Below are 25,110 nucleotides of genomic sequence, written 5' to 3' on the forward strand. Positions count from 1 at the left end.
GCTAGGGCGCGGCCGGGGTGACGAGCCGGTAGCCCACCCCGCGGACGGTCTCGACGAGGGCGGGCAGGCCCAGCTTGGAGCGCAGCGAGGCGACGTGGACTTCGAGGGTGCGGCCCGTGCCCTCCCAGCTGGTGCGCCAGACCTCGCTGATGATCTGCTCGCGGCGGAAGACGACGCCGGGCCGCTGCGCGAGCAGGGCCAGCAGGTCGAACTCCTTGCGGGTGAGCGGTACGTCGACGCCGTTCACGCTGACCCGGCGGGTGGGCAGCTCGATGGCGACGGGGCCGAGCCGGACCACGGCCGGGGCCCCGGTCCCGGTGGCGGCGGCCTCTTCGGAGGCGCCGGTGCGCCGGGCGACGGCGTGGATCCGGGCGAGGAGCTCGCCGGTGTCGTAGGGCTTGGTGACGTAGTCGTCGGCGCCCATGTTCAGGCCGTGGATGCGGGAGCGGACGTCGGCCCGCGCCGTCACCATGATCACCGGGGTGGCGGTGCGCTTGCGGATCTTCCCGCAGACCTCGTAGCCGTCCTGGTCGGGGAGGCCGAGGTCGAGCAGGATCACCCCGTAGGGAGAGGCGCCGGCGGGCGCACCGGCCGGCAGCAGCGCCTGGAGGGCCTCCTCGCCGTTGCGGGCGTGCGTCACCCGGAAGCCGTGCCGGGCGAGGATCGCGGACAGGGCGGCGGCGACGTGGTCGTCGTCCTCTACGAGCAGCAGCCTCATGTGGCGTCCCCCTTTCCTGTTCACGACGTCCGGACGAAGAATGGCCCAACACGGGCCACCATGCATCCACGCCCATGAAGAGTCCCACGTCAAGGGGGTTCCGGTCCGGCGAGTCTTCCGTTATGCACCCGGTACGCGTACGGATCGCCCAGGGTGGGGCTCACGCACGGAGCGTATCCGGGCGAGGCCGTATCGTTATGCTCAATTCTCCCTCAGATGTGATGACGCTGTGCGCGCCTCGTCACTACTGTCCTCCCAACCGACGGAGGACGGAGCAAGAAGCCGATGAGCGGAGTATCAGTGACCAAGGACGTGCAGGACGCGGCCGGTGCCGCGGACGGCCTGGTCGTACTGAGCAACGTCAACAAGCACTTCGGCGCGCTGCACGTGCTTCAGGACGTTGATCTGAGCATTGCCCGCGGTGAAGTCGTCGTGGTGATCGGTCCCTCGGGATCGGGCAAGTCCACGCTGTGCCGGACCATCAACCGGCTGGAGACGATCGACTCGGGCACCATCACGCTCGACGGGAAGCCGCTGCCGGCCGAGGGCAAGGAACTCGCCCGGCTGCGCGCCGACGTGGGCATGGTGTTCCAGTCGTTCAACCTGTTCGCGCACAAGACCGTGCTGCAGAACGTCATGCTGGGTCAGATCAAGGTCCGCAAGACGGACCAGGCGGCCGCCCGCGAGAAGGCGCAGTCGCTGCTGGACCGGGTGGGTGTCGGCTCGCAGGCCGACAAGTACCCGGCGCAGCTGTCCGGAGGCCAGCAGCAGCGCGTGGCGATCGCCAGGGCGCTGGCGATGGAACCGAAGGTCATGCTGTTCGACGAGCCGACCTCGGCCCTCGACCCGGAAATGATCAACGAGGTGCTGGAAGTCATGCAGCAGCTCGCCCGGGAGGGAATGACGATGGTCGTCGTCACGCACGAGATGGGCTTCGCCCGCTCGGCCGCGAACCGGGTCGTCTTCATGGCCGACGGAAAGATCGTCGAAGAGGCCACGCCCGAGCAGTTCTTCAGCAACCCGCGCAGCGACCGCGCCAAGGACTTCCTGTCGAAGATCCTGCACCACTGACGGTTCTCGTCTGGTAGTGATCCGTTCGACGGAGCACACATCTCGCTCGTCGCTCAACCACGTCTCACCCGAGGGAAGTTCACCATGAAGATCTCCAAGGTCGGTGCGGCCGCGGCCGTCGCCGTCGCGCTCGCCATGACTGCGACCGCCTGTGGCGGCGGCAGCGACAAGGGCTCCAGTGACGCCGGTCCGTCCGGTGGCGGCGGCAAGGACAAGGTCGTCATCGGCATCAAGTTCGACCAGCCGGGCGTGGGCCTGAAGACCCCGGACGGCAAGTACACGGGCTTCGACGTCGACGTGGCGACCTACGTGGCCAAGGAACTCGGCTACCAGCCCGACCAGATCGAGTTCAAGCAGGCCATCAGCGCCGAGCGCGAGAACCTCATCTCGAACGGCGACGTGAAGTTCATCGTCGCCAGCTACTCGATCAACGACAAGCGCAAGGAGCGGGTGGACTTCGCGGGTCCGTACCTCCTCGCCCACCAGGACCTGCTGGTCCGCGCCGACGACACCAGCATCACCAAGCCCGAGGACCTGAACAAGAAGAAGCTCTGCTCGGTCACCGGCTCCACCTCCGCGCAGAACGTCAAGACCAAGCTGGCCCCCGAGGCCGACCTCAAGGAGTCCGCGGGCTACTCCGAGTGCCTCACCGGCCTGGAGAGCAAGTCGATCGACGCGCTGACCACGGACAACTCGATCCTGGCCGGCTACGCCGCGCAGGAGAAGAACAAGGGCAAGTTCAAGCTCGTCGGGCTGAGCATGAGCAACGAGAACTACGGCATCGGTCTGAAGAAGGGCGACAAGGACCTCCAGACCAAGATCAACGCCGCGCTGAAGAAGATGGTCTCGGACGGTTCCTGGGAAGCGGCCGTAAAGAAGAACTTCGGCCCCGCCAACTACAAGAACGAGCCTGCCCCGCAGATCACCGAAGGCAGCTGATTCCCCGGTGAGGGGCGTCGCCGCCCGCCTGCCGCGGGCGGCGGCGCCCCTCACCGGCCACTCTGGGGAGAGCGCAGGGCAACGTGTTCGACTTTCTTGATTCCGGGCAGTACGACGTGCTCGGAGCCTTCTGGGTGACGGTTCAGCTCACCCTCTATTCGGCGGTCGGCTCCCTCATATGGGGAACCGTCCTGGCCGGGATGCGGGTCAGCCCGGTCCCGCTGATGCGCGGCTTCGGCACCACGTACGTCAACGTGGTCCGCAACACCCCGCTGACCCTGCTGATCATCGCCTGCTCGCTGGGCCTCAGCGAGACCCTGGGTATCTCACTGGGCGGCGAGACGTTCAAGGAGACCGGCTTCCGGCTCGCGGTCCTCGGACTCTCGGCCTACACCGGCACCTTCGTCTGCGAGGCGCTGCGATCGGGCATCAACACCGTGCCCGTGGGCCAGGCGGAGGCCGCACGTGCACTGGGCCTGAGCTTCTTCCAGGTGCTCACGCTGATCGTGCTCCCCCAGGCCTTCCGGGCGGTCATCGCGCCGCTCACCAACGTACTGATCGCACTCACCAAGAACACCACGGTGGCTGCGGCCATCGGCGTGGCCGAAGCGGCCCTGCTGATGAAGACCATGGTCGAGAACGAGGCCCAGGCGCTGTTCGCCGTGTTCGGCATCTTCGCCCTCGGTTTCGTCCTGCTGACCCTGCCCACCGGCCTGCTGCTGGGCTGGGTGGCCAAGCGAGTGGCGGTGAAGCGATGACCTCCGTGCTGTACGACGCCCCGGGCCCGAAGGCGAAGTCCCGGAACTGGATCTACACCGTCGTCTTCGTCGTCCTGCTCGGCCTCGCCGTGTGGTGGGCGCTGGGCCTCATGTCGGAGAAGGGCCAGCTCGACGCCGAGAAGTGGTCCCCCTTCGTCACCGACAGCCAGGTCTGGACCACGTTCCTGATCCCGGGCCTGCTGGAGACCCTCAAGGCCGGCGCGATCGCCGTGGTGATCGCACTGCCCCTGGGCGCCCTGCTCGGCATCGGCCGGCTGTCCGACCACGCCTGGGTGCGCGTCCCCGTCGGCGCGTTCGTCGAATTCTTCCGCGCCATCCCGGTGCTGATGCTGATGATCTTCGGCTCGGCCTTCTTCGTCCAGTTCACGCCGGTCTCCTCCGACATCCGCCCGCTGTACGCGGTCGTCGCCGGCCTGGTGCTGTACAACGCCTCGGTCATCGCCGAGATCGTCCGGGCGGGCGTGCAGTCCCTGCCCCGGGGCCAGACCGACGCTGCCAAGGCGATCGGCATGCGCAAGGGCCAGACCATGGTCCACGTGCTGATCCCCCAGGCCGTCACCGCGATGCTGCCGGCCCTGGTCAGCCAGCTCGTGGTGATCCTCAAGGACACGGCCCTCGGCGGCACCCTGCTCGGCCTGACCGAGCTCCTGTCGACGGCCCGGCAGATCTCCGCGAACTACAGCAACACCATCGCGACCTTCGTGGTGATCGCGCTGATCTACATCGCCGTGAACTTCGCCCTCACCAGCTTCGCCTCCTGGCTGGAGAGCCGCCAGCGCAAGTCCACGAAGGGCACCGGCGCGGTGGTCGGTGTCGCCGACGTCGGCGACATGGCCACGGGCAGGGCCATGTGACCCCGACCCCACCCGGGGTCTGACGTAGGGTCAGTCATAGTGCGTAGCCCGTGTGGTGCGGCGGAACTCTTCCGCCGCACCACACGGCGTTCCGGACAGGTGTCACTTGACGCAGGCACCTCCAGTGGGTTGCATACGTTCTGTGATCACATACCGGACATCGGGAGCCGCGCCATGGACCCGGTGATCGTCGTCGGCGCGGGACCCGTCGGGCTGTCCCTGTCCCTCGCCCTGGCCGGCCACGGCGTGCCCAGCGTCCTCCTCGACGAAGGGCCCGGCAAGGACGAACCCCGGCCCGCCCGTTCCGTCGTACTGCACGCCGACACGGCGGCCATGGCGCACCGGCTGGGCTGTACGACGCTGCGCGACGAGGGGGCGCACTTCGCGGCCTGGCGCACCCTGAGGCGCCGTCAGGAAGCGCAGCGGATCACCTTCGAGGACCGGCCCGCCCCCCTGCACCTGCCGCAGCACGCCCTCGCCCGCGGGCTGCGCGACGCCGCCACCGCGCACCCGCTCGTCCAGCTGGTCACCGACTGCAAGCTGGACTCCCTGGAGCAGGACGGCCGCGGGGTCACCGCGCACACCCGGGGCTCCGAGACCACCTGGTGGCGCGGCAGCCACCTCGTCGGCTGCGACGGCGCCCGCTCCACCGTGCGCAAGCTCCTCGGCATCCGCTTCCCCGGCCGGACCGCCGTCGAGCGGTACGCCGTGGCCGCGCTGCGCGCCGAACTGCCGTGGCCCGGCGAGGCGTTGCTGCACCGCAGCCCGCCGGCCGGCCCCGAGGAGGTCACCGCCCGGCCGCTGCCCGACGGCGTCTGGCGCCTCGACTGGCTGCTGCCGGCCCGCGGGGACCTCGTCACGCCGGACGCGCTCGTCACCCTGATCCGGGACACCCTGGCGGGCTGGTGCGGCGGCAGTACTCCCCCGTACGACCTGATCGACACCGGGGTGCACACCCTGCACCACCGCCTCGCCCGGCGCTGGCGCGACGGCCGGGCCTTCCTCGCCGGGGACGCCGCGCACCTGCTGGGCGCGCTCGGCACCCAAGGGGTCGAGGAGGGGCTGCGCGACGCCGAGAACCTGGCCTGGAAGCTGGCGCTGGCCTGGCACCAGGGTGCCTCCGAGGCCCTGCTCGACAGCTACGAGGAGGAACGGCGCACCGCCGTCGCGGCCCGGCTGCGCGCCGCCGACCAGGCCATGCCCGCCCTGCGCGGCGGGGGCGGCCTGCGCACCCTGGTCCCGGGGTCGGCGCGTTCCGCGCAGACCCTGCTGACCGACGGCCACCTCGGCCGGGGGCCGCTGGGCGGGGAGCCGGTGTACGCCCCGCCGGTGGCCGTGCGCGAGGTCCCGACGGCGACCGAGCCGGGCGGGCCCGTGGCGAACGTCCCCGTCACCGCCCCCGACGGCGCCACCGTGCCGCTGCGCGACCTGCTCGGCCGGGGCCGGCTGCTGGTGCTCCTCGTCGCCCCGGGCACCGGGGTCTGGGACCGGCGGCACTGGGTGGGCGCCGGGCTGATGCCCCGGCTGGCGGCGGCGGTGAGCGCGCTGCCGGTACGGGCCGAGCTGCTGGTCGCGGACGCCTACCCGGGAGCCCCCGCCCACACCGTGCTCCTCGTACGGCCCGACGGGCACCTGGCGGCCACCTTCGCGGGGGTCCGCCCGGCGGAGCTGTACGAGGCCGCCGACGCCGTGCGCGGGGGCGCCCCGGCGCACGGGGAAGCCGCCTCCACCACGCCTACAGCCGTGATCGATTGACCGTTCTCGGCACCTCGTGGTTCACTCGCGGACATGACCGGCAACGACGTACGCCTGTGGCGGAGGGTTCACATGGACCTGCTCCGCTACGCGGGCTGCGTGTGTCGCCCTTCCTGCTGATTCGCCTTCCCTCCGCGCGCCCCGTGCCCTTCCGGGCCCGCGCGCACCTTCGCGAACTCCCAGGACGGTCATCACCCCATGTCTGCCCCGACGCACGCGCCTGCGCCCACGCACGCCCCCGCGCCCTCCGCCGCGCCGACCGCGGCGGAACTCCTCGCCTTCGCCCGGCGCACCGCCGCCGACCCCGCGGTCGTCGACTCCCTGCCCCTCGATCCGCAGGGCCGCACCTGGATCCGCCTGGAGGGACCGGGCGGCAGTGAGGCCTGGCTGATCGGGTGGCCGCCGGGCACCGGCACCGGCTGGCACGACCACGCCGAGTCGCGCGGCGCGTTCGCCACCGCGCGGGGCGCGCTCACCGAACACTCCCTGGCCGTACGCCTCCCCTCCGAGGGCTGGCAGAGCCTGGTGCTGGCCGACGGCGTGGACCGCACCCGCACCCTGGAAGCCGGGACCGGCCGCGCCTTCGGCGAGCACCACGTGCACGAGGTGCTCAACGAGTCCGCCGCGGAGCACGCCGTCTCCGTCCACGCGTACTACCCGCCGCTGCCGCTGATCCGCCGGTACAGCCGCAGCGGCCCGGTCCTCACCCTGGAGCAGGTCGAGCGTCCGGCGGACTGGCAGTGAGCGCCCCCGTCGGCATCGACGAGCTCCTGGAGCGGATCCGCGAGGGCTACACCCGTGTCGACGCGCGGGCCGCCCACGAGGCCGCCGGGGCCGGGGGCCTGCTGGTGGACATCCGCTACCAGGCGCTGCGCGAACGGGACGGACTGATCCCGGGGGCGGTGGTCATCGAGCGCAACGAGCTGGAGTGGCGCCTCGACCCGCGGGGCTCCCACCGCATCCCGCAGGCCACGGACCACGACCTCCGGGTGATCGTGATCTGCAACGAGGGCTACGCCTCCTCCCTCGCCGCGGTCTCCCTGCACGCGCTGGGCCTGCACCGGGCGACCGACCTGACGGGCGGCTTCCAGGCCTGGAAGTCGGCCGGGCTGCCGGTCTCGCCCGCCTGACGCGCCCCCGCGCCGCCGGGGCCGGGTCCACACCGTGGACCCCGCCCCGCGGCCGGTTCCCCGTACCCTCCCGGAGGGCTACGACTTCGCCCTGGTCGCGTCCATCGGCGGCACCCGCAGGGCGACCCGTCCCGGCACGCCGGTGGCGGCCAGGGCGATCAGACCGGCCACCCCGACGACGACCCCGTACGCCGGGCCCCGCAGCACCGGGCCGAACGACCCGGTCATGCCCACGCTGAAGCGGTGAGGACCGCCAGCGCGATCCCGGAGCCGAGCACCACCCCGGTCAGCAGGACGGCGAGGGCCTCCGTACGGATCATCCGCAGCACCTGGCGCCTGGTCTTGCCCTTCTTCTCCGTGACCGTGGTCCGGTGGACGTTCTGGTCCGCGGAGACGACGACCGGCGCGGCCGCGTACCACTCGGTGGCGATCCTGCCTCGCAGTCCGGTCTCCAGGAACGTGCCGCAGGCGGTGATCAGGGCCGCGGCGCACATGAGGGCGACGAAGGCGCCGAGGAAACCCGCTTTGCGGTACCGGACGGTCCGGAGGGCGTAACGCAGCATCATGCGGGCAACTCTGCCGCCGGGCCCGGTACCTGGCATGGGAGCACTCCGGCGTCCCCGACCGGGGGCTACCCCACCCCGGTCCCCCGGCTCGGACGCCCGGCCCGGGCCCCGGGCCCGCGCCTCAGCCCGCCGGGTACCCCAGGTCGTCGGCGTCGTCGCCCTCCGCCTCCAGGGCGCGGCGGACCACCCGCAGGGCCATGCCCTCGGGGTATCCCTTGCGGGCGAGCATCCCCGCGAGGCGGCGGATCCGCTTGTCCCGGTCCAGGCCCCGGGTCGCGCGGAGCTTGCGCTCCACGAGTTCCCGGGCCGTGTGTTCCTCCTGGTCGGAGTCCAGCTGTTCCAGCGCCTCCTGCACGAGGGTGGTGTGCACCCCCTTGGTCCGCAGTTCCTGCGCGAGCGCCCGGCGGGCCAGGCCGCGGCCGCGGTGCCGGGACTCGACCCAGGCCCCGGCGAAGGCCGCGTCGTCGATCAGGCCGACCTCCTCGTACCGGGAGAGGACCTCCTGAGCCACCTCCTCGGGGATGCCCCGCTTCTCCAGGGCGTCCGCGAGCTGCTTCCGGGTACGCGGCATCCCGGTGAGCAGGCGCAGGCAGATCGCCCGCGCCTGCTCCTCGGGAGTCTGGGGCGGCAGTTCCTGGCGGCCTTCACGGCCGCCCGTACCACCCCGTTCCTGCTCCCGCACGGGTCAGCTCTTGGCGACGGCGGCCTTGGCCGTCGTCTTCGCCTTCGATGCCGGGGCGGGCACGGCCGCGGCGCCGTCCGCCGGTGCGGCGGCCGTCTCGTCGGCGGCCGCGGCGTCCTTGCGCACGCCCACGCCCAGCTTCTCCTTGATCTTCCGCTCGATCTCGTTGGCGAGGTCGGGGTTGTCCTTCAGGAAGTTGCGGGCGTTCTCCTTGCCCTGGCCGAGCTGGTCGCCCTCGTACGTGTACCAGGCGCCGGCCTTGCGCACGAAGCCGTGCTCGACGCCCATGTCGATCAGGCCGCCCTCGCGGCTGATGCCCTGGCCGTAGAGGATGTCGAACTCGGCCTGCTTGAAGGGCGGCGCGACCTTGTTCTTGACGACCTTGACGCGGGTGCGGTTGCCGACCGCGTCCGTGCCGTCCTTGAGGGTCTCGATCCGGCGGATGTCCAGACGCACGGAGGCGTAGAACTTCAGCGCGCGGCCACCGGTGGTGGTCTCGGGCGAGCCGAACATCACGCCGATCTTCTCGCGGAGCTGGTTGATGAAGATCGCGGTGGTCTTGGACTGGTTGAGCGCACCGGTGATCTTGCGCAGGGCCTGGCTCATCAGACGGGCCTGGAGACCCACGTGAGAGTCGCCCATCTCGCCCTCGATCTCCGCGCGCGGCACGAGCGCCGCCACGGAGTCGATGACGATCAGGTCGAGGGCGCCGGAGCGGACCAGCATGTCCACGATTTCGAGCGCCTGCTCGCCGGTGTCCGGCTGGGAGAGGATGAGGTTGTCGGTGTCGACGCCGAGGGCCTTCGCGTACTCGGGGTCGAGCGCGTGCTCGGCGTCCACGAAGGCGACGGTGCCGCCGGCCTTCTGCGCGTTGGCCACGGCGTGCAGGGTCAGGGTGGTCTTACCGGAGGACTCCGGTCCGTACACCTCGATCACGCGGCCGCGGGGCAGCCCGCCGACGCCGAGGGCGATGTCCAGCGCGGTCGACCCGGTGGGGATGACCTCGATGGGGTCGTTCGGCTTGTCGCCGAGGCGCATGACCGCACCCTTGCCGAATTGCCGTTCAATCTGTGCGAGCGCGGCGTCGAGAGCCTTCTCGCGGTCGGTGCCTGCCATGGGTTCCACCCGGTTTGCTTGAGTCGATCGCTTCACGCCATTGACGCTAACGCCTGCCACTGACAATGCGCTCCCACACCCGGCGGGGCTGTGGATAACCCATCCATCAGAATGGATGTTCGAATTCCGTGTCAAGCGCACCACGCCGCGCTCGCGGCGCACGCGTCCCGCCCCGTTCCGGGGGACACAGCATGACATCCACCACGTTTCGCATCGGCGGGGATCCGGGGGCGCACGCCCGCCCCCGGTCCCCCTACAGCGGCGCGGTGGCGTCCGCCGCGAACGGGCCGCCGTGACCGGGGACGATGAGGTCGGCCGCGGCCAGGACGCGGAGCCGGGACGAGCGCAGGAGCCCGTGGTCCGGGGCCACCGGGTCCTCGACGGGGCCGTTGGGGCGCCACCACAGGTCGCCCACGAAGGCGACGACGCCCTCGCCCGTGCCCGCCAGCAGCGTGATGTCCTCGCGGCTGTGGCCCGGGGTGCGGATCAGCCGCAGCGACGGGGTGAGCTCGTGGCCCTCCGCGTCGCGGTCGGTCCACTGGTCGTGCCGGTAGACCGCCTTGTGGTCGTGGACGCGGGCCTCGCCGAAGAGGCCGACGTTCATGGTGTTGTCCGGGTGGTGGTGGCTGAGCACGACGTCGGTGATGTCGTCGGGACCGAGCCCCAGGTCCGCGAGGGGGCCGAGGATCCGGTCGCGGCCGGCCACCATGCCCGGGTCGACGATGACGTGGCGGTCCCCGTCGTGGACGTAGGAGACGGTGGCGGCGACCCCGGGCCCCGTGGAGAGGGTGTAGCCGGTGGTCAGGATGGTGTACGTGGCGCTACGGGCCAGCGGTGCGTCTGTCATGCACACCATGATCCCGGTGGGCCCGGGCCTCCACGAGTGGCAGCGTTGCCAGTGATCGCGGGAATCGTGCCACACCCGCGGCGGGCCTGCGATACTGCCCGCGTGCCGCCCTTCGAGACCGTCGCCGCGTACGTACCACCCGGAGTCGGCATGCTCGCCGTCGGCATCGTGGCCGAGGTGTTCGGCCCGCACGGGGAGGGGTTCCCCGGCTTCGACTTCGCCCTGTGCGCCGACCGCCCGGGGCCCGTACCCACCGATCTCGGCGTACCGCTCTCGGTGGCGCACGGCCTGGACCGGCTGGCCGCCGCCGATCTGGTGATCGCCCTGCCGGGGGCCGGATTCCGTACGCCGCCCGGGCCGGCCGTGCTCGACGCGCTGGCGGCGGCCCACGAGCGGGGCGCCCTGGTCGCGGCCCACTGCGTGGGCACGTTCGCGCTCGCCGCCGCCGGGCTCCTCGACGGCCTGCGGGCCACCACCCACTGGCGGTTCGCCGGACTGCTGGCGGGCCGGCATCCGGAGGTGACCGTCGACCCCGACGCCCTGTACGTCGACGAGGGGCGGATCGTCACGGGCGCGGGCGCCGCGGCCGGCTTCGACCTGTGCCTGCACCTGCTGCGGCGGGAGCACGGCGCCGCGACCGCCAACGCCGTCGCCCGGGACATGGTGCTGCCCTCGCACCGTGACGGCGGCCAGGCCCAGTACCTGGCCGCCCCTGTCCCCGGGGACGGCCACGACGAGCGGCTCGCCGAGGTCCTCGCGTGGGCGCGGGAGAACCTCCACGAGCCGCTCCCCGTCGCGGAACTGGCCCGGCGCGCCGTGATGAGCAAGCGCTCCTTCGCCCGCCGCTTCGCCGCCGCGACCGGCACCACCCCGCACGCCTGGCTGCGGAGCCTGCGGCTGAGCGCCGCCGAGGAACTGCTGGAGACCACGGACCTGCCCGTCGAGGAGGTCGCCCGCCGGGTCGGGTACGGGAGCGCGGCCGTCCTGCGCGAACAGTTCGTGCGCCGCCGGGGAGTTCCGCCGCGCTCCTACCGGCGTTCCTTCAGCCGCACTCCCTGAGGGAGGGTCACGGCTTCGGCAGGGCGCAGCCCGGCCGGTTCAGGTCGATCTGGTTGCCCGCGCCGATGCAGGGCACCAGGGTGTAGGTCTGCTGGGCGTAGTTGATGCCCCGGCGGACCGTCACGTTCCCGCTCTGGTCCACTTCGCAGGGGTTGTTGTCCGTGCAGCGCCCGCCGTCCTCGTTGCCGGTGTTGTTGACGGCGACGACCTTGCCCGTGGCGGTGTCGATCACGGGCGAGCCGGAGGTGCCGCCGATGGTGTTGCAGGACGAGGTGTAGCGGACCGAGTCCTTCCAGGTCCAGGCCCCCTCCTTGAGGCGGTACGCGAACCCGTCGACGTTGCAGCTGTAGGTCCGCTTCCAGTACCCGGACACCACCTTGATCGCCGAGCCCTGCGCCGGGCGGGCGTCGTCGAGGGTGAGCGCGGAGATGCCGTACCGGCTCTGGATCTGCGCGTACGTGGTGGTCAGTTGGTACAGGGAGACGTCCGTGTCGGTCATCGTCCCGTACGCGATCTTCCCGGCGCGGAGCGTCGCGACCTTGGAGCCGGACGCGTTGAGCAGGGAGAACGAGCGGGAGGAGGAGCGGTTCACGAGGACCTCGCCGGCGGCGGGGAAACCGGTCTCCAGGCAGTGCCCGTTGGAGAGGACGAGTGCGGGGTCGTCGGGCAGGGAGGCGGGGGTGCGCACGACGGAGCCGGAGCAGTTGCTGAGCGCGACCGTGCCCGCGTAGGTGACCGCGACGGCCCGCCCGGGCGCGGCCCGTTCCGTGTCCTGCGCCGAGGCCGCGGCGGGTGTCGCCGCCGCTCCGGCCAGGAGGACGGAGAGCAGGGCGGCGGCGAGAGGCTTGTTCATGTGGGGGTTCCCCTCTGATGACGATGCGACCGAAGATCCTTCGGTGGTGCTTGTCATGTGCATTGTCATTGCCTCGGGAGCCAACCCACAAGAGGGCGTGGCGCGTTGCGGAATCTGACGGTCCGCAAGGCGCCGGCGCCCCTCGCACCCCTACCTGCCCAACCCCCCACGAGCCGGACGGCGGTGCCCATAGCGGTGCACTTGGACCACCGCCCCAACCTGCCCCGAGAGCAACCCCGCCCGGCCGGTACCCTGCGGTGCCCCCGACGACGGGGGACGTGAATTTCCGCTCAGGAGGACCCATGGCCATCAAGAAGGCCACGATCCAGCAGCAGGTGGCAGAAGCCCTCGCAGAGGCCAACCCCGCCGACCGGCCCATCGTCACGATCCAGGCCGTCGCCGGCCCGAGCGTGTGGCTGATGAGCATGCTCGGCCTCATCGGCCAGGCGTTCCTCACCTACTACTTCGTCACCGTGACGGAGCAGGCCGTGGTGCTCCACCGGGCCAGCCGGATGAGCAACCGGCCGCAGGAGATCGTCTTCGCGATACCGCCGAACGAGGCCGTCGGCGCCGTCAGCGACGTCAAGCGCAACGCCATCTGGAGCTCCTTCCGCCTCCAGCTCCCCGGCCAGGCCACCCCGACGCGCATGAACGTGCACCGCACGTGGCGCAACGAGATGGACCAGCTGCTCGGCCTCCTGACGGGTCAGAGCCAGCCCGCCGCCCAGTAACGCGGGCCACCGACTGACAACCACGGGTTGACACCCTTCGGGGTGTCAACCTAGGGTTGCCTCCATGACGAACCCTCCCGTGGAACCCGTTCGCATGACCAACCCGGTACGCCTCGACGACCTCATCGAGGCCATCAAGAAGGTCCACACCGACACCCTGGAGCAGCTCAGCGGCGCCGTCGTCGTCGCCGAGTCCCTCGGTGACGTGGCCGACCACCTGATCGGCCACTTCGTGGACCAGGCCCGCCGCTCCGGCGCCTCCTGGACCGACATCGGCCGCAGCATGGGCGTCACCCGCCAGGCCGCCCAGAAGCGTTTCGTCCCCAAGGCGGACAAGGAGGGCGAGCCCGGCCTCGACCCCAACGAGGGCTTCGGCCGCTTCACCCCCCGCGCCCGCAACGTCGTCGTGACCGCCCAGAACGAGGCCCGCGCCGCCGGCAACACCGAGATCCGCACCGAGCACCTGCTCCTCGGCCTGCTGTCCGAGCCCGACGGCCTCGCGGTCCACGCGCTCACCGCCCAGGGGATCGCGGCGGACGACGTGCGCACCGCGGCGACCGCCACCCTGCCCCCGGCCGCGGACTCCGTCCCCGACCTCGTCCCCTTCGACGCCTCCTCGAAGAAGGCCCTGGAGCTCACCTTCCGCGAGGCCCTGCGCCTCGGCCACAACTACGTCGGCACCGAGCACGTCCTGCTCGCGCTCCTGGAACTGGAGCACGGCACCGGTCCGCTCAGCGGCCTCGGCGTGAGCAAGGACGCCGTCGAGTCCTGGGTCACCGACGCCTTGGCAGCCGTACTCGCCGCCCCGGACGAGAACGGGCGGTAGACGCGTCCGCGTGCTCCGTCAGCGCGTACCGCTTCACGTACGCGCCGAGGAACGCCTGCAGCGTGGCGACGGCCGGGATCGCGATGAGCGCACCGACCGCGCCCAGCAGGGCGGTCCCCGCGACGACCGACCCGAAGGCCACCGCCGGATGGATGTCGACGGTCTTCGAGGTCAGCTTGGGCTGGAGGACGTAGTTCTCGAACTGCTGGTAGACCACCACGAACCCGAGTACGTACAGCGCGTACCAGGGGTTGACCGTGAAGGCGATCAGCATCGGCAGCGCGCCCGCCAGGTAGGTGCCGATGGTGGGGATGAACTGGGAGACCAGCCCCACCCACACCGCCAGGGCGGGCGCGTACGGGATGTCGAGGAACACGAACAGCACGTAGTGCGCGACCCCGGAGATCAGCGCCATCAGCCCGCGCGAGTACAGGTAGCCGCCCGTCTTGGCGACGGCGATCTCCCAGGCGCGCAGCACCTCCCCCTGCTTGGCGGGCGGCAGTACGGAGCACAGCGCGCGCCGCAGCCGCGGGCCGTCGGCGGCGAAGTAGAAGGAGAACAGCCCGACCGTCAGGAGACGGAAGAGCCCGCCGATCACCGTCGTGGACACGTCGAGCACTCCGCTCGCGCTGTTCTGCACGTACTTCTGGAGCCAGTCGGAGTGCAGCAGGCTGTCCTGGATCTCCAGCCGGGACAGCTCGGTGTGGAAGGTGTCGTTGATCGACTTGATCACCGAGTCGAGGTAGCGCGGGAAGCCCTCCACCATGGCGACGATCTGCCCCGCGAGCATCGAGCCGAGCAGGGCGAGGAAGCCCGCGGAGAAGACGAACACCCCGAGGAACACCAGGAAGGTGGCGAGCCCGCGGCGCATGCCGCGCGCCGCCATCCTGGCCACGGCCGGTTCGACCGCGAGCGCGAGGAAGAACGCGATCAGGACGTTGACCAGCAGCCCGATCAGCTGGTGGAAGGCCCAGCTGCCCAGCTGGAAACAAGCCACGAGCGCCAGGACGAGGACCACCGCGCGCGGCAGCCAGCGCGGCATCCGCGCGTCCGCACCCGCCGGTGCGGCGGGCGGACCGCCCGGGCCGCCCGGGTCGGCCGGCCAGGGCCGCGCGCCGGGGTCACCGGGCGTCCCGCCGGCCGGCGCGCCCGTCACGGGCGCCGCCTCGGGGGCGTCTGCGGGCTGGTCGGTCGTCTCGTCTGTGGCTGCCACGCCGCCAAGTCTGGCCCACCGGCCACCCGTACGACGAAGCGGCGGCCCGGCGGCGCCCCGTCAGCGCAGCGCGGCGGGCACGTCCATGGCCGAACACACCGCGCGCCACACGTCCTTGGCCTCCCAGCCCGCGTCGAGCGCCTGGTGGACGGTGCGCCCGCCCAGTTCCGTCATGACGTGGTCCCGTGCGAAGGAGTCCGCGTAGCCGGCACCGAAGTGCTCGGCCATCCGCTCCCAGAAAATCGTCAACCGCATGCCTCCAGTATCCCGCTCCGGAGAGTGCACCCGCCCCGTTCGTGCCCTGCGGCCGCGCCCCCGCGCCCTACGGTGTCACGCATGCCTGGAGACGAAGCTTCCACGCCGGCCCCGTCGGGCCCATCGGCCCCACAGGCCGCACGAGCCCCGCAGAGCCCGTCCGCGGCTCAGGCCCCACAAGCCCCGCAGACACAGCTGACCGGGGGGACCGGGGGGACGGAGCGGATCCAGCCCTCCCCGCAGACGCCGCTGGCCCGCGCCGAGCAGTTCATCTGGCTCACGGCCCGGGTCCTGGAGCAGCGGCGGTTCGCCTTCCACTTCCTCGGCGGGGAGGCCGACCCGGTGGACGCCGCCCTCGGCGCGTACCTGGGCGGTGACGGCGGCTACGGGCACGGCCTCGACCCCGATCTGCGCGGCCCCCTGAGCCAGCCGCTGCACACCGCGCACGCCCTGCGGATCCTCGACGGCCTCGGCCGCTGCGCGGGACAGCGCATCGAGCGGCTCTGCCGCCACCTGACCCGGGTCTCCACCCCGGACGGGGCGCTCCCGCTGGTCTTCCCGGCGCCGCGCGACTACCCCGCCGCGCCCTACCATCCGGTGCGCGACGATCCGCCGGGCGAGCTGCTGACCACGGGGCCGGTCGTCGGGCTGCTGCACCGCAACCGGATCTGGCACGCCTGGCTGTTCCGGGCCACGGACTTCTGCTGGGACCGGGTCGAGACCCTGCGCCACTCGCACCCGTACGAGGTCCAGAGCGCGGTGGCCTTCCTGGACGGCGCGCCCGACCGGGCCCGGGCGGCGGCCGCCGCGGACCGGCTGGGCCGGCTGGTGCGCGAGCAGCGGCTGGTGGTGCTGGACCCGGCCCGGCGCGCGGAGTACCCGCTCGCGGCCGGGTACGCGCCGGACGAGCGGCTGTTCCCGTACGACTACGCGCGGCGCCCGGAGTCGCTGGCCCGGAGCTGGTTCACGGACGAGGAGATGCGGCGCTCGCTGGACTTCCTCGCCGCGCTGCAGCGGCCGGACGGTGGCTGGCCGGTGCTGCGCCGGGCCTGGGCGCCGGGCAGCTCACTGGAGCGGCGGCCGATCGCCACCCTGGAGGCCCTGCTGACGCTGCGGGCGTACGGCCGGCCGGTCGCCGGGGTCAGCCTCCCAGGGCCCGCACGCCCGCGGTGACCGCGACGGCGGCGCCGACCACGACGAGGAAGGGGGCGCGCAGCAGCAGCGCGGCTCCGGCGGCGGCCAGCCCGGCGGCCCGGGCGTCGAGGACGAGCTCGTGCCCGGTGCTGAAGGTCTGCTGGGCGGTGAGCGCGGCCAGCAGCGCGACCGGCAGCAGTGCGGCGAGCCGGCGCACCAGGGGCTTCTCCAGCGCCCCGGCGGGGACGAGCAGTCCGGCGAGCTTGACGGCGTAGCAGCCGACGACGGTGATCCCGATGGCGATCCAGACGTTCACGAGCGGCGTCCCTTCAGCCACAGTACGGCGGGGGCGGCCAGCGCCGCGATCAGTACCGGCACCCCGGAGGGCAGGATGGGCAGGAAGCCCAGTCCGAGCACGACGGCGAGCGCGGCGACGGCCCGCTCGGTGCCCGTCTTCAGCATCGGCGCGAGGAGGGCGAGGAACACGGCGGGCCCGGCGGCGTCCAGCCCCCACGCGGCGGTGTCCCCGATGGCCTCGGCGCCCAGCGCCCCGAGGAAGGTGGTGAGGTTCCACAGGAGGTACAGGGTGAGCCCGGTGACGGTGAAGCCGAGCCGCGCCGACTTCCGGTCGGGCTGGGCCAGCGCGACGGCGGTGGTCTCGTCGATCACCCAGTGCGCGGCGAACGGGCGCACGGCGCGGGGCAGCGCGAGGAGCTGCGACAGCCGCAGCCCGTAGAAGGCGTTGCGGGTCCCGAGGAAGAAGGCCCCGGCGGCCGCGGTGAAGGGGTTGCCGCCCGCGGCCAGGGCTCCGACCAGTGCGAACTGCGAGGCGCCGGTGAAGACGAGCAGGCTCAGCACGCAGGCCTGGAGCAGGCTGATCCCGGCTCCGGCGGCGGTCACCCCGAACGCGAACCCGGACAGGCCGACGGCCACTCCGACCCCGAGCGCGTCCCGTACGACGGCCGCGCGCGGGCGTCCGTCGTCGACCCCCTCGGGGGTCTCCTGCATCACCATCCGATGTTCTCCCACGCCCCGAAGGTACGCAGGCCGGAGCGGGCCGGTCTTGTACGTTCTTGCACGTCCGGCCCGGTCCGGCCGCCCGCTATCCGGGGGCCCGCTCCCGCCGGTACGCGCCCGGCGTGACCCCCACGATGCGGGTGAAGTGCCGGTTCAGGTGCGGCTGGTCGGTGAAGCCCACGGCGACGGCCGCCTCCGCCGGCGCCGTCCCCGCGTCCAGGAGCAGGCGCGCCCGCCGGACGCGGGCGTCGGTCAGCCAGGTGTGGGGCGGCATGCCGAAGCGGGCGCGGAAGGCCCGCAGCAGGGCGAAGGGGCTGGTGCCCAGCTCTGCCGCGAGCTGCTCCAGCGACGGGGGCCCCGCCATCCGCTCCTCCAGGACGGCCCGGGCCCGCTCGGCGTCGGCGGCGCCCGCCCGGCGCGGCGTACGGGCGGGCAGCGGGCCCGCGTGCCGGGTGAGCATGCGGGCCACGACGCCGCGCAGGAGGGTGTCGGCGGCCAGGGCGTTGCCCTCCTCGGCGGCCCGGTGGACCTCGGTGATCGCCCGCGAGCCCGGGAGGTCGGCGACCAGGTCGGCGGTGAAGCCGGGGGTTCCGCGCAGGGCGCCGATCTCGGCGGCGACGTCGGTGATCAGGCCGCGGGAGGGGTAGAGGGTGGCGTACGCCCAGCCTTCGGGGACCCCGGCCCGCGCGGTGTGCGCGACCTCGGGGTTGATCAGTACGACGCTGCCCGGGCCGGCCCGCAGGGTGCCGCCGGGCAGGCCGATCTCCTCGATGCCCCCGGTGACGGCGGCGATCACGTAGCCGTCGTGGGCGTGGCGGGGGAAGGTGTGGCGCACGTAGTGGGCGCGCAGCAGGTCCAGCCCGGGCAGTTCCGCGTACTGCCAGTGCCGCGCCCACTCCCCGCGTCCCTCGTCCGACCCCATCTCCCCATTTTGCGCCCGGGCGGGCCGGGGCGTTCTCGCAGGTCCGGCCGTATGTCAGTGCCGGGGTGCACGATGGGGGCATGTCCGGCTCCGCGCTCGCCTCGTTCTCGCCCGCGACCCGCTCCTGGTTCACGGGTGCCTTCCGTACGCCCACCGCCGCGCAGGAAGGTGCCTGGCGGGCGATCGGGGAGGGGTCGGACGTGCTGGTGGTGGCGCCCACCGGCTCCGGCAAGACCCTGGCCGCCTTCCTCGCCGCCCTCGACCAGCTGGCCTCGACACCGCCGCCCGCCGAGCCGAAGAAGCGCTGCCGCGTCCTGTACGTGTCCCCGCTGAAGGCCCTCGCCGTCGACGTCGAGCGGAACCTGCGCAGCCCGCTGACCGGGATCCGGCAGGAGTCGGCCCGCCTCGGCCTGCCCGAGCCGGAGATCCGCGTGGGGATCCGGTCGGGGGACACCCCGCCGGCCGAACGGCGGGCGCTGGCCACCCGGCCACCGGACATCCTGATCACCACGCCCGAGTCCCTGTTCCTGATGCTGACCTCGGCGGCCCGCGAGGCCCTGGCCGGCATCGAGACGGTGATCCTGGACGAGGTGCACGCCGTCGCCGGGACCAAGCGGGGCGCCCACCTGGCCCTGTCCCTGGAGCGGCTGGACGAGCTGCTGCCGCGCCCCGCGCGCCGCATCGGGCTGTCGGCGACGGTCCGGCCGGTGGAGGAGGTGGCCCGGTACCTCGCGCCGCGCGGCCGGGTGGAGATCGTGCAGCCGCCGTCCGACAAGGAGTTCGACCTGTCGGTGGTCGTACCGGTGCAGGACATGGGCGAGCTGGGCGGCTCCCCCGCCACGGACGGCAAGGAGGGCGGCGACAAACCGTCGATCTGGCCGCATGTGGAGGAGCGGATCGCGGACCTCGTGCAGGCCCACCGCTCGACGATCGTGTTCGCCAACTCCCGCCGCCTCGCGGAGCGGCTCTGCAACCGGCTCAACGAGATCGCCCACGAGCGGGCGACCGGCGAGCCCCTGCCGGAAGGCGCTCCCCCGGCCGAGGTCATGGCCCAGTCGGGGGCGGCCCGCGGTGCCCCGCCGCTGCTGGCCCGCGCGCACCACGGCTCGGTGTCCAAGGAGCAGCGGGCGCTGGTCGAGGAGGACCTGAAGGCGGGCCGGCTGCCCGCCGTGGTCGCCACCTCCAGCCTCGAACTGGGCATCGACATGGGCGCGGTGGACCTGGTGGTCCAGGTGGAGTCACCGCCCTCGGTGGCCTCCGGGCTCCAGCGCGTCGGCCGCGCCGGCCACCAGGTGGGCGCGGTCTCCACGGGCGTGGTCTTCCCCAAGTACCGGGGCGACCTGGTGCAGGCCGCCGTGGTGACGGAGCGGATGCGCACCGGCTCCATCGAGGCCCTGCGGATCCCCTCCAACCCGCTCGACGTCCTCGCGCAGCAGCTCGTCGCGATGACCGCGATGGACACCTGGCAGCTGGACGACCTGCTGGCCCTGGTGCGGCGGGCGGCGCCGTTCGCCGCGCTGCCCGAGTCCGCGTTCACGGCGGTGCTGGACATGCTGGCGGGCCGCTACCCGTCGGACGCGTTCGCCGAGCTGAGACCCCGCGTGGTGTGGGACCGGGTGGCGGGGACGATCACGGGCCGGCCCGGGGCCCAGCGCCTGGCGGTCACCTCCGGCGGCACCATCCCCGACCGGGGCCTGTTCGGGGTCTTCCTCGCGGGCAGCGCCGCGTCCGAGGGGAAGGGCCGGAAGGGCGGCGGCCGGGTCGGGGAGCTCGACGAGGAGATGGTCTACGAGTCCCGCGTGGGCGACGTGTTCACCCTGGGCACCACCTCCTGGCGCATCGAGGACATCACCCGCGACCAGGTCCTGGTCACCCCCGCGCCGGGCGTGCCGGGCCGGCTGCCGTTCTGGAAAGGCGACCAGCTGGGCCGCCCCCTCGAACTGGGCCGTGCGGTCGGCGCGTTCCTGCGCGAGCTCGGCGCCCTGAGCGACGAGGACGCCCGGCTGCGGCTGCTGGCGGCCGGCCTGGACGCCTGGGCCGCGGAGAACGTCCTCGCGTACCTCGCCGAACAGCGCGAGGCCTGCGGCCACGTACCGGACGACCGGACCATCGTCGTCGAACGCTTCCGCGACGAACTGGGCGACTGGCGGGTCGTGGTCCACTCCCCCTTCGGCGCCCAGGTGCACGCCCCGTGGGCGCTGGCCCTCGGCGCCCGCCTCGCCGAGAAGTACGGCATGGACGCCCAGGTGATGCACGCCGACGACGGCATCGTGCTGCGCCTGCCGGACGCCGACCTGCTGTCCATGGACCTCCTCGACCACGACCCGGCGCACACCGGCTCCTTCGGGTTCGACGACGACCAGCCCCCGCTGGGCGCCGCCGACGTCGCCTTCGACCAGGGCGAGATCAACGGGATCGTCACCGACCAGGTCGGCGGATCCGCCCTGTTCGCCTCCCGCTTCCGCGAGTGCGCGGCCCGCGCGCTGCTGCTGCCGCGCCGCAGTCCGGGCAAGCGCACCCCCCTGTGGCAGCAGCGTCAGCGCGCCTCGCAACTGCTCCAGGTCGCCTCGGAGTTCGGCTCCTTCCCGATCGTGCTGGAAGCCGTGCGCGAATGCCTCCAGGACGTGTTCGACGTACCGGGCCTGACCGAGCTGATGGGTGACATCGAGGCCCGCCGCGTGCGCATGGTGGAGGTGACCACCCCCGAGCCCTCCCCCTTCGCCCGTTCCCTCCTGTTCGGGTACGTCGCCCAGTTCCTCTACGAGGGCGACTCGCCGCTGGCCGAACGCAGGGCGGCGGCGCTGTCGCTGGACTCCCGGCTGCTGGCCGAGCTGCTCGGCCAGGCGGAGCTGCGCGAGCTGCTGGACGCGCGGGTACTGGAGGAACTGGAGGCGGAGCTCCAGTGGCTGACGCCGGACCGGCGGGCCAAGGACGCCGAGTCGGTGGCCGACCTGCTGCGCCTGCTGGGCCCCCTGACCGACGCCGAACTGGCCGAACGCGGCGCGGAACCGGCCTGGGCCCGCGAACTCGGCGCCGCCCGCCGCGCGGTGTGCGTACGCATCGCGGGCGCGGACCACTGGGCGGCGATCGAGGACGCGGGCCGGCTGCGGGACGCCCTGGGCACCGCCCTCCCCGTCGGGGTCCCCGAGGCCTTCACGGAACCGGTCAAGGACCCCCTCGGCGACCTCCTCGCCCGGTACGCCCGCACCCACGGCCCCTTCACCACCGCCACCGTCGCGGCCCGGCTGGGTCTGGGCACGGCGGTGACCGACGGCGCCCTGCACCGGCTCGCGGCGGCGGGCCGGCTGGTCCAGGGCGAGTTCCATCCGGCGGGCATCGGCCAGGAGTGGTGCGACGCGACCGTGCTGCGCCGGCTGCGCCGCCGCTCCCTCGCGGCGCTCCGCCAGGAACTGGAACCGGTCCCGCCCACCTCGCTGGCCACCTTCCTCCCCCAGTGGCAGCACCTGGGCGGGGCCCTGCGCGGCATCGACGGCCTCGCCCGCGCCGTCGAGCAGCTGCAGGGGGCCTCGGTCCCGGCCTCGGCGCTGGAGCGGCTGATCCTGCCCTCCCGCGTCACCGGGTACTCCCCCACCCTGCTCGACGAGCTCACCACGACCGGGGAGGTGGTCTGGGCCGGCGCGGGAGCCCTGCCCGGCAAGGACGGCTGGGTTTCCCTCTACCTGGCGGACGCGGCTCCGCTCCTGCTCCCCGCACCGCACCCGCTGGAACTCGGCGAGCTCCACCAGGCCGTCCTCGACGCCCTCTCGGGGGGCTACGGCCTCTTCTTCCGCCAGCTCGGCCAGTCCGTCCGGGCCCGCCACCCCGAGGCCTCCGACCCGGAGCTCGCCGCGGCCGTCTGGGACCTGGCCTGGTCGGGCCGGCTCACGAACGACACCCTGGCCCCGCTGCGCGCCCTGCTCGGCTCCGGCCGGACGGCCGGCGCGACCGCGCACCGGGCCCGCCGCACCGTCCCGCGCGGCCGCTACGGCACGCTCGGCGCCACCGTCTCCCGTACGGGCCCGCCGACGGTCTCGGGCCGCTGGTCGCTGCTGCCCGCGGCCGCCCCCGACCCGACCCACCGGGCCCACGCCCTGGCCCGCACCCTGCTGGACCGGCACGGGGTCGTCACCCGGGGCGCGGTGGCGGCGGAGGGCGTCGAGGGCGGCTTCAGCGCGGTCTACCGTGTCCTGTCCGCGTTCGAGGACAGCGGCCAGGCCCGCCGGGGGTACGTGGTGGAGGGGCTGGGCGCGGCCCAGTTCGCGATGGACGGAGCCGTGGACCGGCTCCGGGCCGCCGAGCGCACCCCGCCCCCGCTGGCGGCGGTGGTCCTGGCCGCCGCCGATCCGGCGAACGCGTACGGGGCGGCCCTGCCCTGGCCCGAGCCGCCGGCCGGCGCCACGCACAAGCCGGGCCGCAAGGCGGGTTCCCTGGTGGTCCTGGTCGACGGGGAGCTCGTCCTGTACCTGGAGCGCGGCGGCAAGACCCTGCTGGCGTGGCCCGAGGCCGGTGACCCGCGGCTCGCGGCGGCCACGGCGGCGCTGGTGGCGGCGTCCCGCGCGGGCACCCTTCCGGCGCTCACGGTGGAGCGCGTCAATGCCGCACCCGCCCTGACCTCCCTCCTGGGCCGGGACCTGGAAACGGCCGGCTTCCACGCCACCCCGAGGGGGCTGCGCCTGCGCACCTGAGGACTCGGTCCGGTCTCGACTGTGCCGCCCATGTTCTGGCCATGTCACGAAACTGCTGCCGACCGCCGCTGAGCTGGCACGGGCACTTATCCGTGCTTTATCAAGATGATCACAGCACCGCACGGGCGGTGCACCGTCATGGGGGACATGAACAGTGAGCACCATCAGCATGCGCGGAACCACCCTGGGCGCGGTCGGTCTGGCGGTCGCCGGCACCCTGGCCCTGACCGGCTGCAAGAACGGCAACGAGGAGCTTCCCGCGGCGCAGCCGAGCGCTCCGGCCGCCCAGTCCTCGCAGCCGTCCGAGCCCTCGGCCCAGCCCAGCACCCCGAGCGCCCCGAGCTCCTCGGCCGCCGCCGGCGACGCCCCCGCCCCGGGAGCGAACGGCACGGCCAAGTCGGGCCAGGTCTTCAAGATCGGCGAGGCCGCGCAGGTCCCGTTCAACTACGGCAGCACCAAGGGCGGCCAGATCGCCATCACCGTCACCGCGATCGAGCAGGGCAACCCGGCCGACCTGGAACCGCTGAAGCTCGGCGACAAGGTGAAGGGGATGATCCCCTACTACGTCCGCTACTCGGTCAAGAACACCGGCACGGTCGACCTGTCGCACACCTCCGTGGGCCACATCAAGGGCCTGCTCGCGGACGGCAGCGAGGCGCAGGGCGTGTCGATCATCGGCAAGTTCGAGAAGTGCCCGAACGAGTCCCTGCCGAAGGGCTTCACCAACGGCCAGACGCAGACCAGCTGCGCCCTGGCCCTCGCCCCGTCGGCCCAGACGAAGGTCACCGCCGCCCAGTACTGGGGCGAGCCCTACAACATCCTGAGCAAGAACAAGGAACTCGTCTGGAAGTAGGCACCACGCCTCACGGAAACCCCCTGCGCGGCCCTGCGCCCCAGGGGGTTCCCGCGTCCGCCCACCTCCCCGCCACCCACCCGCACCGCGCCCGGTCCCCGGCCCCCGCCCGGCGGAACCCACGGCCCCGAAGAACACCTCAGTCCGGCCGGCCCACCCACGCGAATCGGCATGCGCCCGCCGGCCTGCACCACGCACCCCACCCGCCCCGGCAGCCGACCCCGCGGCAGCCGACCCGCGCGACAATGGCCCCATGCCCGAAGGAGACAGCGTCCACCGCGCGGCGAGCCGCCTCCACGCCGCCCTCGCCGGGAAGCCGCTGACCGTCAGCGACCTGCGCGTGCCCCGCTTCGCCACCGCCGACCTCACCGGCCGCACCACCCTGGACGTCACCCCGCGCGGCAAGCACCTCCTCACCCGCCTCGAAGGCGGCCTCACCCTGCACAGCCACCTCCGCATGGACGGCGCCTGGCACGTCTTCGCCCCCGGCGAGAAGTGGCGCGGCGGCCCCGCGTACGAGATCCGCGCGGTCCTCGGCACCGCCGACGCCACCGCCGTGGGCTACCGCCTGCCCGTCCTGGAACTGCTCCGCACCGCCGACGAGGACCGCGTCGTGGGCCACCTCGGCCCGGACCTCCTCGGTCCCGGCTGGGACGCCGCCGTCGCCGCCGCCAACCTCCTGGCGGACCCCGCCCGCCCCCTGGGCGAGGCCCTGCTCGACCAGCGCAACCTGGCGGGCATCGGCAACATCTACAAGGCCGAGCTCTGCTTCCTGGCCCAGGTCAGTCCCTGGACCCCGGTCGGCGCGCTCCCCGACCCCGAGACCACCCTCCCCCGCCTCGCGGCCGCCGCGCACCGCCTGCTGGCCGCCAACACCGGGGAGCACGGACGCCGCAGCACCACCGGCAGCCGCCTCCGGGGCCGGGAGCTGTTCGTCTACGGCCGCGCCCGCCGCCCCTGCCTGCGCTGCGGCACGCCCGTCCGCGAGGCCCCGCAGGACGACCGCCCCACGTACTGGTGCCCCCGCTGCCAGCCCGGACCCGCCCCGTCCGCCGGGGCCCGTCCACGGCCGCACGCCCCCACTGGTTGACGCCCCGTCAGATCC

General features: G+C 73.2%; 26 protein-coding genes and 1 pseudogene. 15 read left to right on the forward strand and 12 right to left on the reverse strand.

The window, feature by feature from the left end:
- Position 1 precedes the first annotated feature (1 nt).
- Complete coding sequence (locus AC07B0_RS30685) at positions 2-718, reverse strand: response regulator transcription factor (RefSeq protein WP_356874221.1); 717 nt, start codon at positions 716-718, stop codon at positions 2-4.
- A 285-nt stretch (positions 719-1,003) separates the two neighbouring features.
- On the opposite strand from AC07B0_RS30685, the gene AC07B0_RS30690 reads away from it, so the two are divergent.
- From AC07B0_RS30690 to AC07B0_RS30725, 8 genes are all read left to right on the forward strand, one after another.
- On the forward strand, positions 1,004-1,789 hold the full coding sequence (locus AC07B0_RS30690; RefSeq protein WP_356874219.1) for an amino acid ABC transporter ATP-binding protein: 786 nt from the start codon (positions 1,004-1,006) through the stop codon (positions 1,787-1,789).
- Between the two features lie 84 nt (positions 1,790-1,873).
- Entirely contained in the window at positions 1,874-2,728 is an 855-nt protein-coding gene (locus tag AC07B0_RS30695; protein ID WP_467296689.1) for a glutamate ABC transporter substrate-binding protein, read from the forward strand.
- Positions 2,729-2,811: 83 nt separating this feature from the next.
- Positions 2,812-3,486, forward strand: a complete 675-nt coding sequence (locus tag AC07B0_RS30700; RefSeq protein ID WP_467296687.1) for an amino acid ABC transporter permease — start codon at positions 2,812-2,814, stop codon at positions 3,484-3,486.
- Positions 3,483-4,361, forward strand: coding sequence for an amino acid ABC transporter permease (locus tag AC07B0_RS30705; RefSeq protein ID WP_467296685.1), 879 nt, complete (start codon positions 3,483-3,485; stop codon positions 4,359-4,361). The genes AC07B0_RS30700 and AC07B0_RS30705 overlap by 4 nt, the downstream gene beginning before the upstream one ends.
- 174 nt (positions 4,362-4,535) lie before the next feature.
- On the forward strand, positions 4,536-6,116 hold the full coding sequence (locus AC07B0_RS30710) for an FAD-dependent monooxygenase (protein ID WP_356874211.1): 1,581 nt from the start codon (positions 4,536-4,538) through the stop codon (positions 6,114-6,116).
- A gap of 33 nt (positions 6,117-6,149) precedes the next feature.
- The gene (locus AC07B0_RS30715) at positions 6,150-6,236 is read left to right on the forward strand and encodes a putative leader peptide (RefSeq protein WP_311318651.1); all 87 of its coding nucleotides are present in this window, start codon (positions 6,150-6,152) and stop codon (positions 6,234-6,236) included.
- A 78-nt stretch (positions 6,237-6,314) separates the two neighbouring features.
- Positions 6,315-6,860: a cupin domain-containing protein gene (locus AC07B0_RS30720; protein ID WP_356874210.1), complete on the forward strand. Its 546-nt coding sequence runs from the start codon at positions 6,315-6,317 to the stop codon at positions 6,858-6,860.
- Positions 6,851-7,246, forward strand: a complete 396-nt coding sequence (locus tag AC07B0_RS30725; protein ID WP_478899403.1) for a rhodanese-like domain-containing protein — start codon at positions 6,851-6,853, stop codon at positions 7,244-7,246. The genes AC07B0_RS30720 and AC07B0_RS30725 overlap by 10 nt, the downstream gene beginning before the upstream one ends.
- Positions 7,247-7,324: 78 nt before the next feature.
- Here the strand turns inward: AC07B0_RS30725 and AC07B0_RS30730 are convergent, their stop codons facing one another.
- The 5 genes and pseudogenes from AC07B0_RS30730 to AC07B0_RS30750 all read right to left on the reverse strand — a co-directional run bounded on the left by AC07B0_RS30730 (position 7,325) and on the right by AC07B0_RS30750 (position 10,457).
- On the reverse strand, positions 7,325-7,474 hold the full coding sequence (locus AC07B0_RS30730; protein ID WP_478899394.1) for a hypothetical protein: 150 nt from the start codon (positions 7,472-7,474) through the stop codon (positions 7,325-7,327).
- Between the two features lie 107 nt (positions 7,475-7,581).
- Positions 7,582-7,812: pseudogene (locus AC07B0_RS30735) on the reverse strand (hypothetical protein); the annotation flags it as partial.
- Between the two features lie 121 nt (positions 7,813-7,933).
- Positions 7,934-8,494, reverse strand: a complete 561-nt coding sequence (gene recX / locus AC07B0_RS30740; protein WP_356874206.1) for a recombination regulator RecX — start codon at positions 8,492-8,494, stop codon at positions 7,934-7,936.
- 3 nt (positions 8,495-8,497) lie between these two features.
- Positions 8,498-9,610, reverse strand: a complete 1,113-nt coding sequence (gene recA, locus AC07B0_RS30745; protein WP_356874205.1) for a recombinase RecA — start codon at positions 9,608-9,610, stop codon at positions 8,498-8,500.
- Positions 9,611-9,863: 253 nt separating this feature from the next.
- Positions 9,864-10,457: an MBL fold metallo-hydrolase gene (locus AC07B0_RS30750; protein WP_467296674.1), complete on the reverse strand. Its 594-nt coding sequence runs from the start codon at positions 10,455-10,457 to the stop codon at positions 9,864-9,866.
- Between the two features lie 150 nt (positions 10,458-10,607).
- On the opposite strand from AC07B0_RS30750, the gene AC07B0_RS30755 reads away from it, so the two are divergent.
- Entirely contained in the window at positions 10,608-11,516 is a 909-nt protein-coding gene (locus AC07B0_RS30755; protein ID WP_467296871.1) for a GlxA family transcriptional regulator, read from the forward strand.
- Positions 11,517-11,523: 7 nt separating this feature from the next.
- On the opposite strand, the gene AC07B0_RS30760 is transcribed toward AC07B0_RS30755, so the two are convergent.
- Positions 11,524-12,369: a S1 family peptidase gene (locus AC07B0_RS30760; protein WP_356874202.1), complete on the reverse strand. Its 846-nt coding sequence runs from the start codon at positions 12,367-12,369 to the stop codon at positions 11,524-11,526.
- Between the two features lie 302 nt (positions 12,370-12,671).
- On the opposite strand from AC07B0_RS30760, the gene AC07B0_RS30765 reads away from it, so the two are divergent.
- Positions 12,672-13,100: a hypothetical protein gene (locus tag AC07B0_RS30765; RefSeq protein ID WP_356874200.1), complete on the forward strand. Its 429-nt coding sequence runs from the start codon at positions 12,672-12,674 to the stop codon at positions 13,098-13,100.
- A gap of 64 nt (positions 13,101-13,164) precedes the next feature.
- Positions 13,165-13,926, forward strand: coding sequence for a Clp protease N-terminal domain-containing protein (locus AC07B0_RS30770; RefSeq protein ID WP_469381038.1), 762 nt, complete (start codon positions 13,165-13,167; stop codon positions 13,924-13,926).
- Here the strand turns inward: AC07B0_RS30770 and AC07B0_RS30775 are convergent.
- Both AC07B0_RS30775 and AC07B0_RS30780 read right to left on the reverse strand, forming a co-directional pair.
- Complete coding sequence (locus AC07B0_RS30775; protein WP_356874392.1) at positions 13,874-14,968, reverse strand: AI-2E family transporter; 1,095 nt, start codon at positions 14,966-14,968, stop codon at positions 13,874-13,876. The two genes, AC07B0_RS30770 and AC07B0_RS30775, sit on opposite strands and share 53 nt — an antisense overlap.
- A gap of 231 nt (positions 14,969-15,199) precedes the next feature.
- Positions 15,200-15,394, reverse strand: coding sequence for a DUF3046 domain-containing protein (locus AC07B0_RS30780; RefSeq protein WP_073777283.1), 195 nt, complete (start codon positions 15,392-15,394; stop codon positions 15,200-15,202).
- Between the two features lie 249 nt (positions 15,395-15,643).
- Between AC07B0_RS30780 and AC07B0_RS30785 the strand changes: the two genes are divergently transcribed.
- A complete protein-coding gene (locus AC07B0_RS30785) occupies positions 15,644-16,567 on the forward strand; it encodes a hypothetical protein (protein ID WP_478899404.1) in 924 nt (307 codons plus the stop codon).
- On the opposite strand, the gene AC07B0_RS30790 is transcribed toward AC07B0_RS30785, so the two are convergent.
- The 3 genes from AC07B0_RS30790 to AC07B0_RS30800 form a co-directional block, all read right to left on the reverse strand.
- A complete protein-coding gene (locus AC07B0_RS30790) occupies positions 16,536-16,844 on the reverse strand; it encodes an AzlD domain-containing protein (RefSeq protein WP_356874194.1) in 309 nt (102 codons plus the stop codon). The two genes, AC07B0_RS30785 and AC07B0_RS30790, sit on opposite strands and share 32 nt — an antisense overlap.
- Positions 16,841-17,542 (reverse strand): AzlC family ABC transporter permease, encoded by a 702-nt coding sequence (locus AC07B0_RS30795; RefSeq protein WP_478899406.1) that lies wholly within the window; start codon positions 17,540-17,542, stop codon positions 16,841-16,843. Before AC07B0_RS30795 ends, AC07B0_RS30790 begins: the two co-directional genes overlap by 4 nt.
- A gap of 88 nt (positions 17,543-17,630) precedes the next feature.
- Positions 17,631-18,467 carry an AraC family transcriptional regulator gene (locus tag AC07B0_RS30800; protein ID WP_356874192.1) on the reverse strand — a complete coding sequence of 279 codons (837 nt, stop codon included), beginning with the start codon at positions 18,465-18,467 and terminating at the stop codon, positions 17,631-17,633.
- 80 nt (positions 18,468-18,547) lie between these two features.
- Here AC07B0_RS30800 and AC07B0_RS30805 point away from each other — a divergent pair, with 80 nt between their 5' ends.
- From AC07B0_RS30805 to AC07B0_RS30815, 3 genes are all read left to right on the forward strand, one after another.
- The gene (locus tag AC07B0_RS30805) at positions 18,548-23,152 is read left to right on the forward strand and encodes an ATP-dependent helicase (protein WP_478899395.1); all 4,605 of its coding nucleotides are present in this window, start codon (positions 18,548-18,550) and stop codon (positions 23,150-23,152) included.
- 154 nt (positions 23,153-23,306) lie between these two features.
- Positions 23,307-24,005, forward strand: coding sequence for a hypothetical protein (locus tag AC07B0_RS30810; protein ID WP_356874188.1), 699 nt, complete (start codon positions 23,307-23,309; stop codon positions 24,003-24,005).
- 253 nt (positions 24,006-24,258) lie between these two features.
- The gene (locus AC07B0_RS30815) at positions 24,259-25,095 is read left to right on the forward strand and encodes an Fpg/Nei family DNA glycosylase (protein ID WP_469381046.1); all 837 of its coding nucleotides are present in this window, start codon (positions 24,259-24,261) and stop codon (positions 25,093-25,095) included.
- The last annotated feature ends 15 nt before the right edge of the window (positions 25,096-25,110 follow it).

The organism is Streptomyces sp. NPDC044704 (assembly GCF_056433525.1).

What these genes read in the sequence shown, in the direction of transcription:
- AC07B0_RS30685 (WP_356874221.1), bottom strand. Translation starts at nt 718, where the DNA reads ATGAGGCTGCTGCTCGTAGAGGACGACGACCACGTCGCCGCCGCCCTG.
- AC07B0_RS30690 (WP_356874219.1), top strand. Translation starts at nt 1,004, where the DNA reads ATGAGCGGAGTATCAGTGACCAAGGACGTGCAGGACGCGGCCGGTGCC.
- AC07B0_RS30695 (WP_467296689.1), top strand. Translation starts at nt 1,874, where the DNA reads ATGAAGATCTCCAAGGTCGGTGCGGCCGCGGCCGTCGCCGTCGCGCTC.
- AC07B0_RS30705 (WP_467296685.1), top strand. Translation starts at nt 3,483, where the DNA reads ATGACCTCCGTGCTGTACGACGCCCCGGGCCCGAAGGCGAAGTCCCGG.
- AC07B0_RS30710 (WP_356874211.1), top strand. Translation starts at nt 4,536, where the DNA reads ATGGACCCGGTGATCGTCGTCGGCGCGGGACCCGTCGGGCTGTCCCTG.
- AC07B0_RS30715 (WP_311318651.1), top strand. Translation starts at nt 6,150, where the DNA reads ATGACCGGCAACGACGTACGCCTGTGGCGGAGGGTTCACATGGACCTG.
- AC07B0_RS30720 (WP_356874210.1), top strand. Translation starts at nt 6,315, where the DNA reads ATGTCTGCCCCGACGCACGCGCCTGCGCCCACGCACGCCCCCGCGCCC.
- AC07B0_RS30730 (WP_478899394.1), bottom strand. Translation starts at nt 7,474, where the DNA reads ATGACCGGGTCGTTCGGCCCGGTGCTGCGGGGCCCGGCGTACGGGGTC.
- recA (WP_356874205.1), bottom strand. Translation starts at nt 9,610, where the DNA reads ATGGCAGGCACCGACCGCGAGAAGGCTCTCGACGCCGCGCTCGCACAG.
- AC07B0_RS30750 (WP_467296674.1), bottom strand. Translation starts at nt 10,457, where the DNA reads ATGACAGACGCACCGCTGGCCCGTAGCGCCACGTACACCATCCTGACC.
- AC07B0_RS30755 (WP_467296871.1), top strand. Translation starts at nt 10,608, where the DNA reads ATGCTCGCCGTCGGCATCGTGGCCGAGGTGTTCGGCCCGCACGGGGAG.
- AC07B0_RS30760 (WP_356874202.1), bottom strand. Translation starts at nt 12,369, where the DNA reads ATGAACAAGCCTCTCGCCGCCGCCCTGCTCTCCGTCCTCCTGGCCGGA.
- AC07B0_RS30765 (WP_356874200.1), top strand. Translation starts at nt 12,672, where the DNA reads ATGGCCATCAAGAAGGCCACGATCCAGCAGCAGGTGGCAGAAGCCCTC.
- AC07B0_RS30770 (WP_469381038.1), top strand. Translation starts at nt 13,165, where the DNA reads ATGACGAACCCTCCCGTGGAACCCGTTCGCATGACCAACCCGGTACGC.
- AC07B0_RS30775 (WP_356874392.1), bottom strand. Translation starts at nt 14,968, where the DNA reads ATGCCGCGCTGGCTGCCGCGCGCGGTGGTCCTCGTCCTGGCGCTCGTG.
- AC07B0_RS30780 (WP_073777283.1), bottom strand. Translation starts at nt 15,394, where the DNA reads ATGCGGTTGACGATTTTCTGGGAGCGGATGGCCGAGCACTTCGGTGCC.
- AC07B0_RS30795 (WP_478899406.1), bottom strand. Translation starts at nt 17,542, where the DNA reads ATGGTGATGCAGGAGACCCCCGAGGGGGTCGACGACGGACGCCCGCGC.
- AC07B0_RS30800 (WP_356874192.1), bottom strand. Translation starts at nt 18,467, where the DNA reads ATGGGGTCGGACGAGGGACGCGGGGAGTGGGCGCGGCACTGGCAGTAC.
- AC07B0_RS30805 (WP_478899395.1), top strand. Translation starts at nt 18,548, where the DNA reads ATGTCCGGCTCCGCGCTCGCCTCGTTCTCGCCCGCGACCCGCTCCTGG.
- AC07B0_RS30815 (WP_469381046.1), top strand. Translation starts at nt 24,259, where the DNA reads ATGCCCGAAGGAGACAGCGTCCACCGCGCGGCGAGCCGCCTCCACGCC.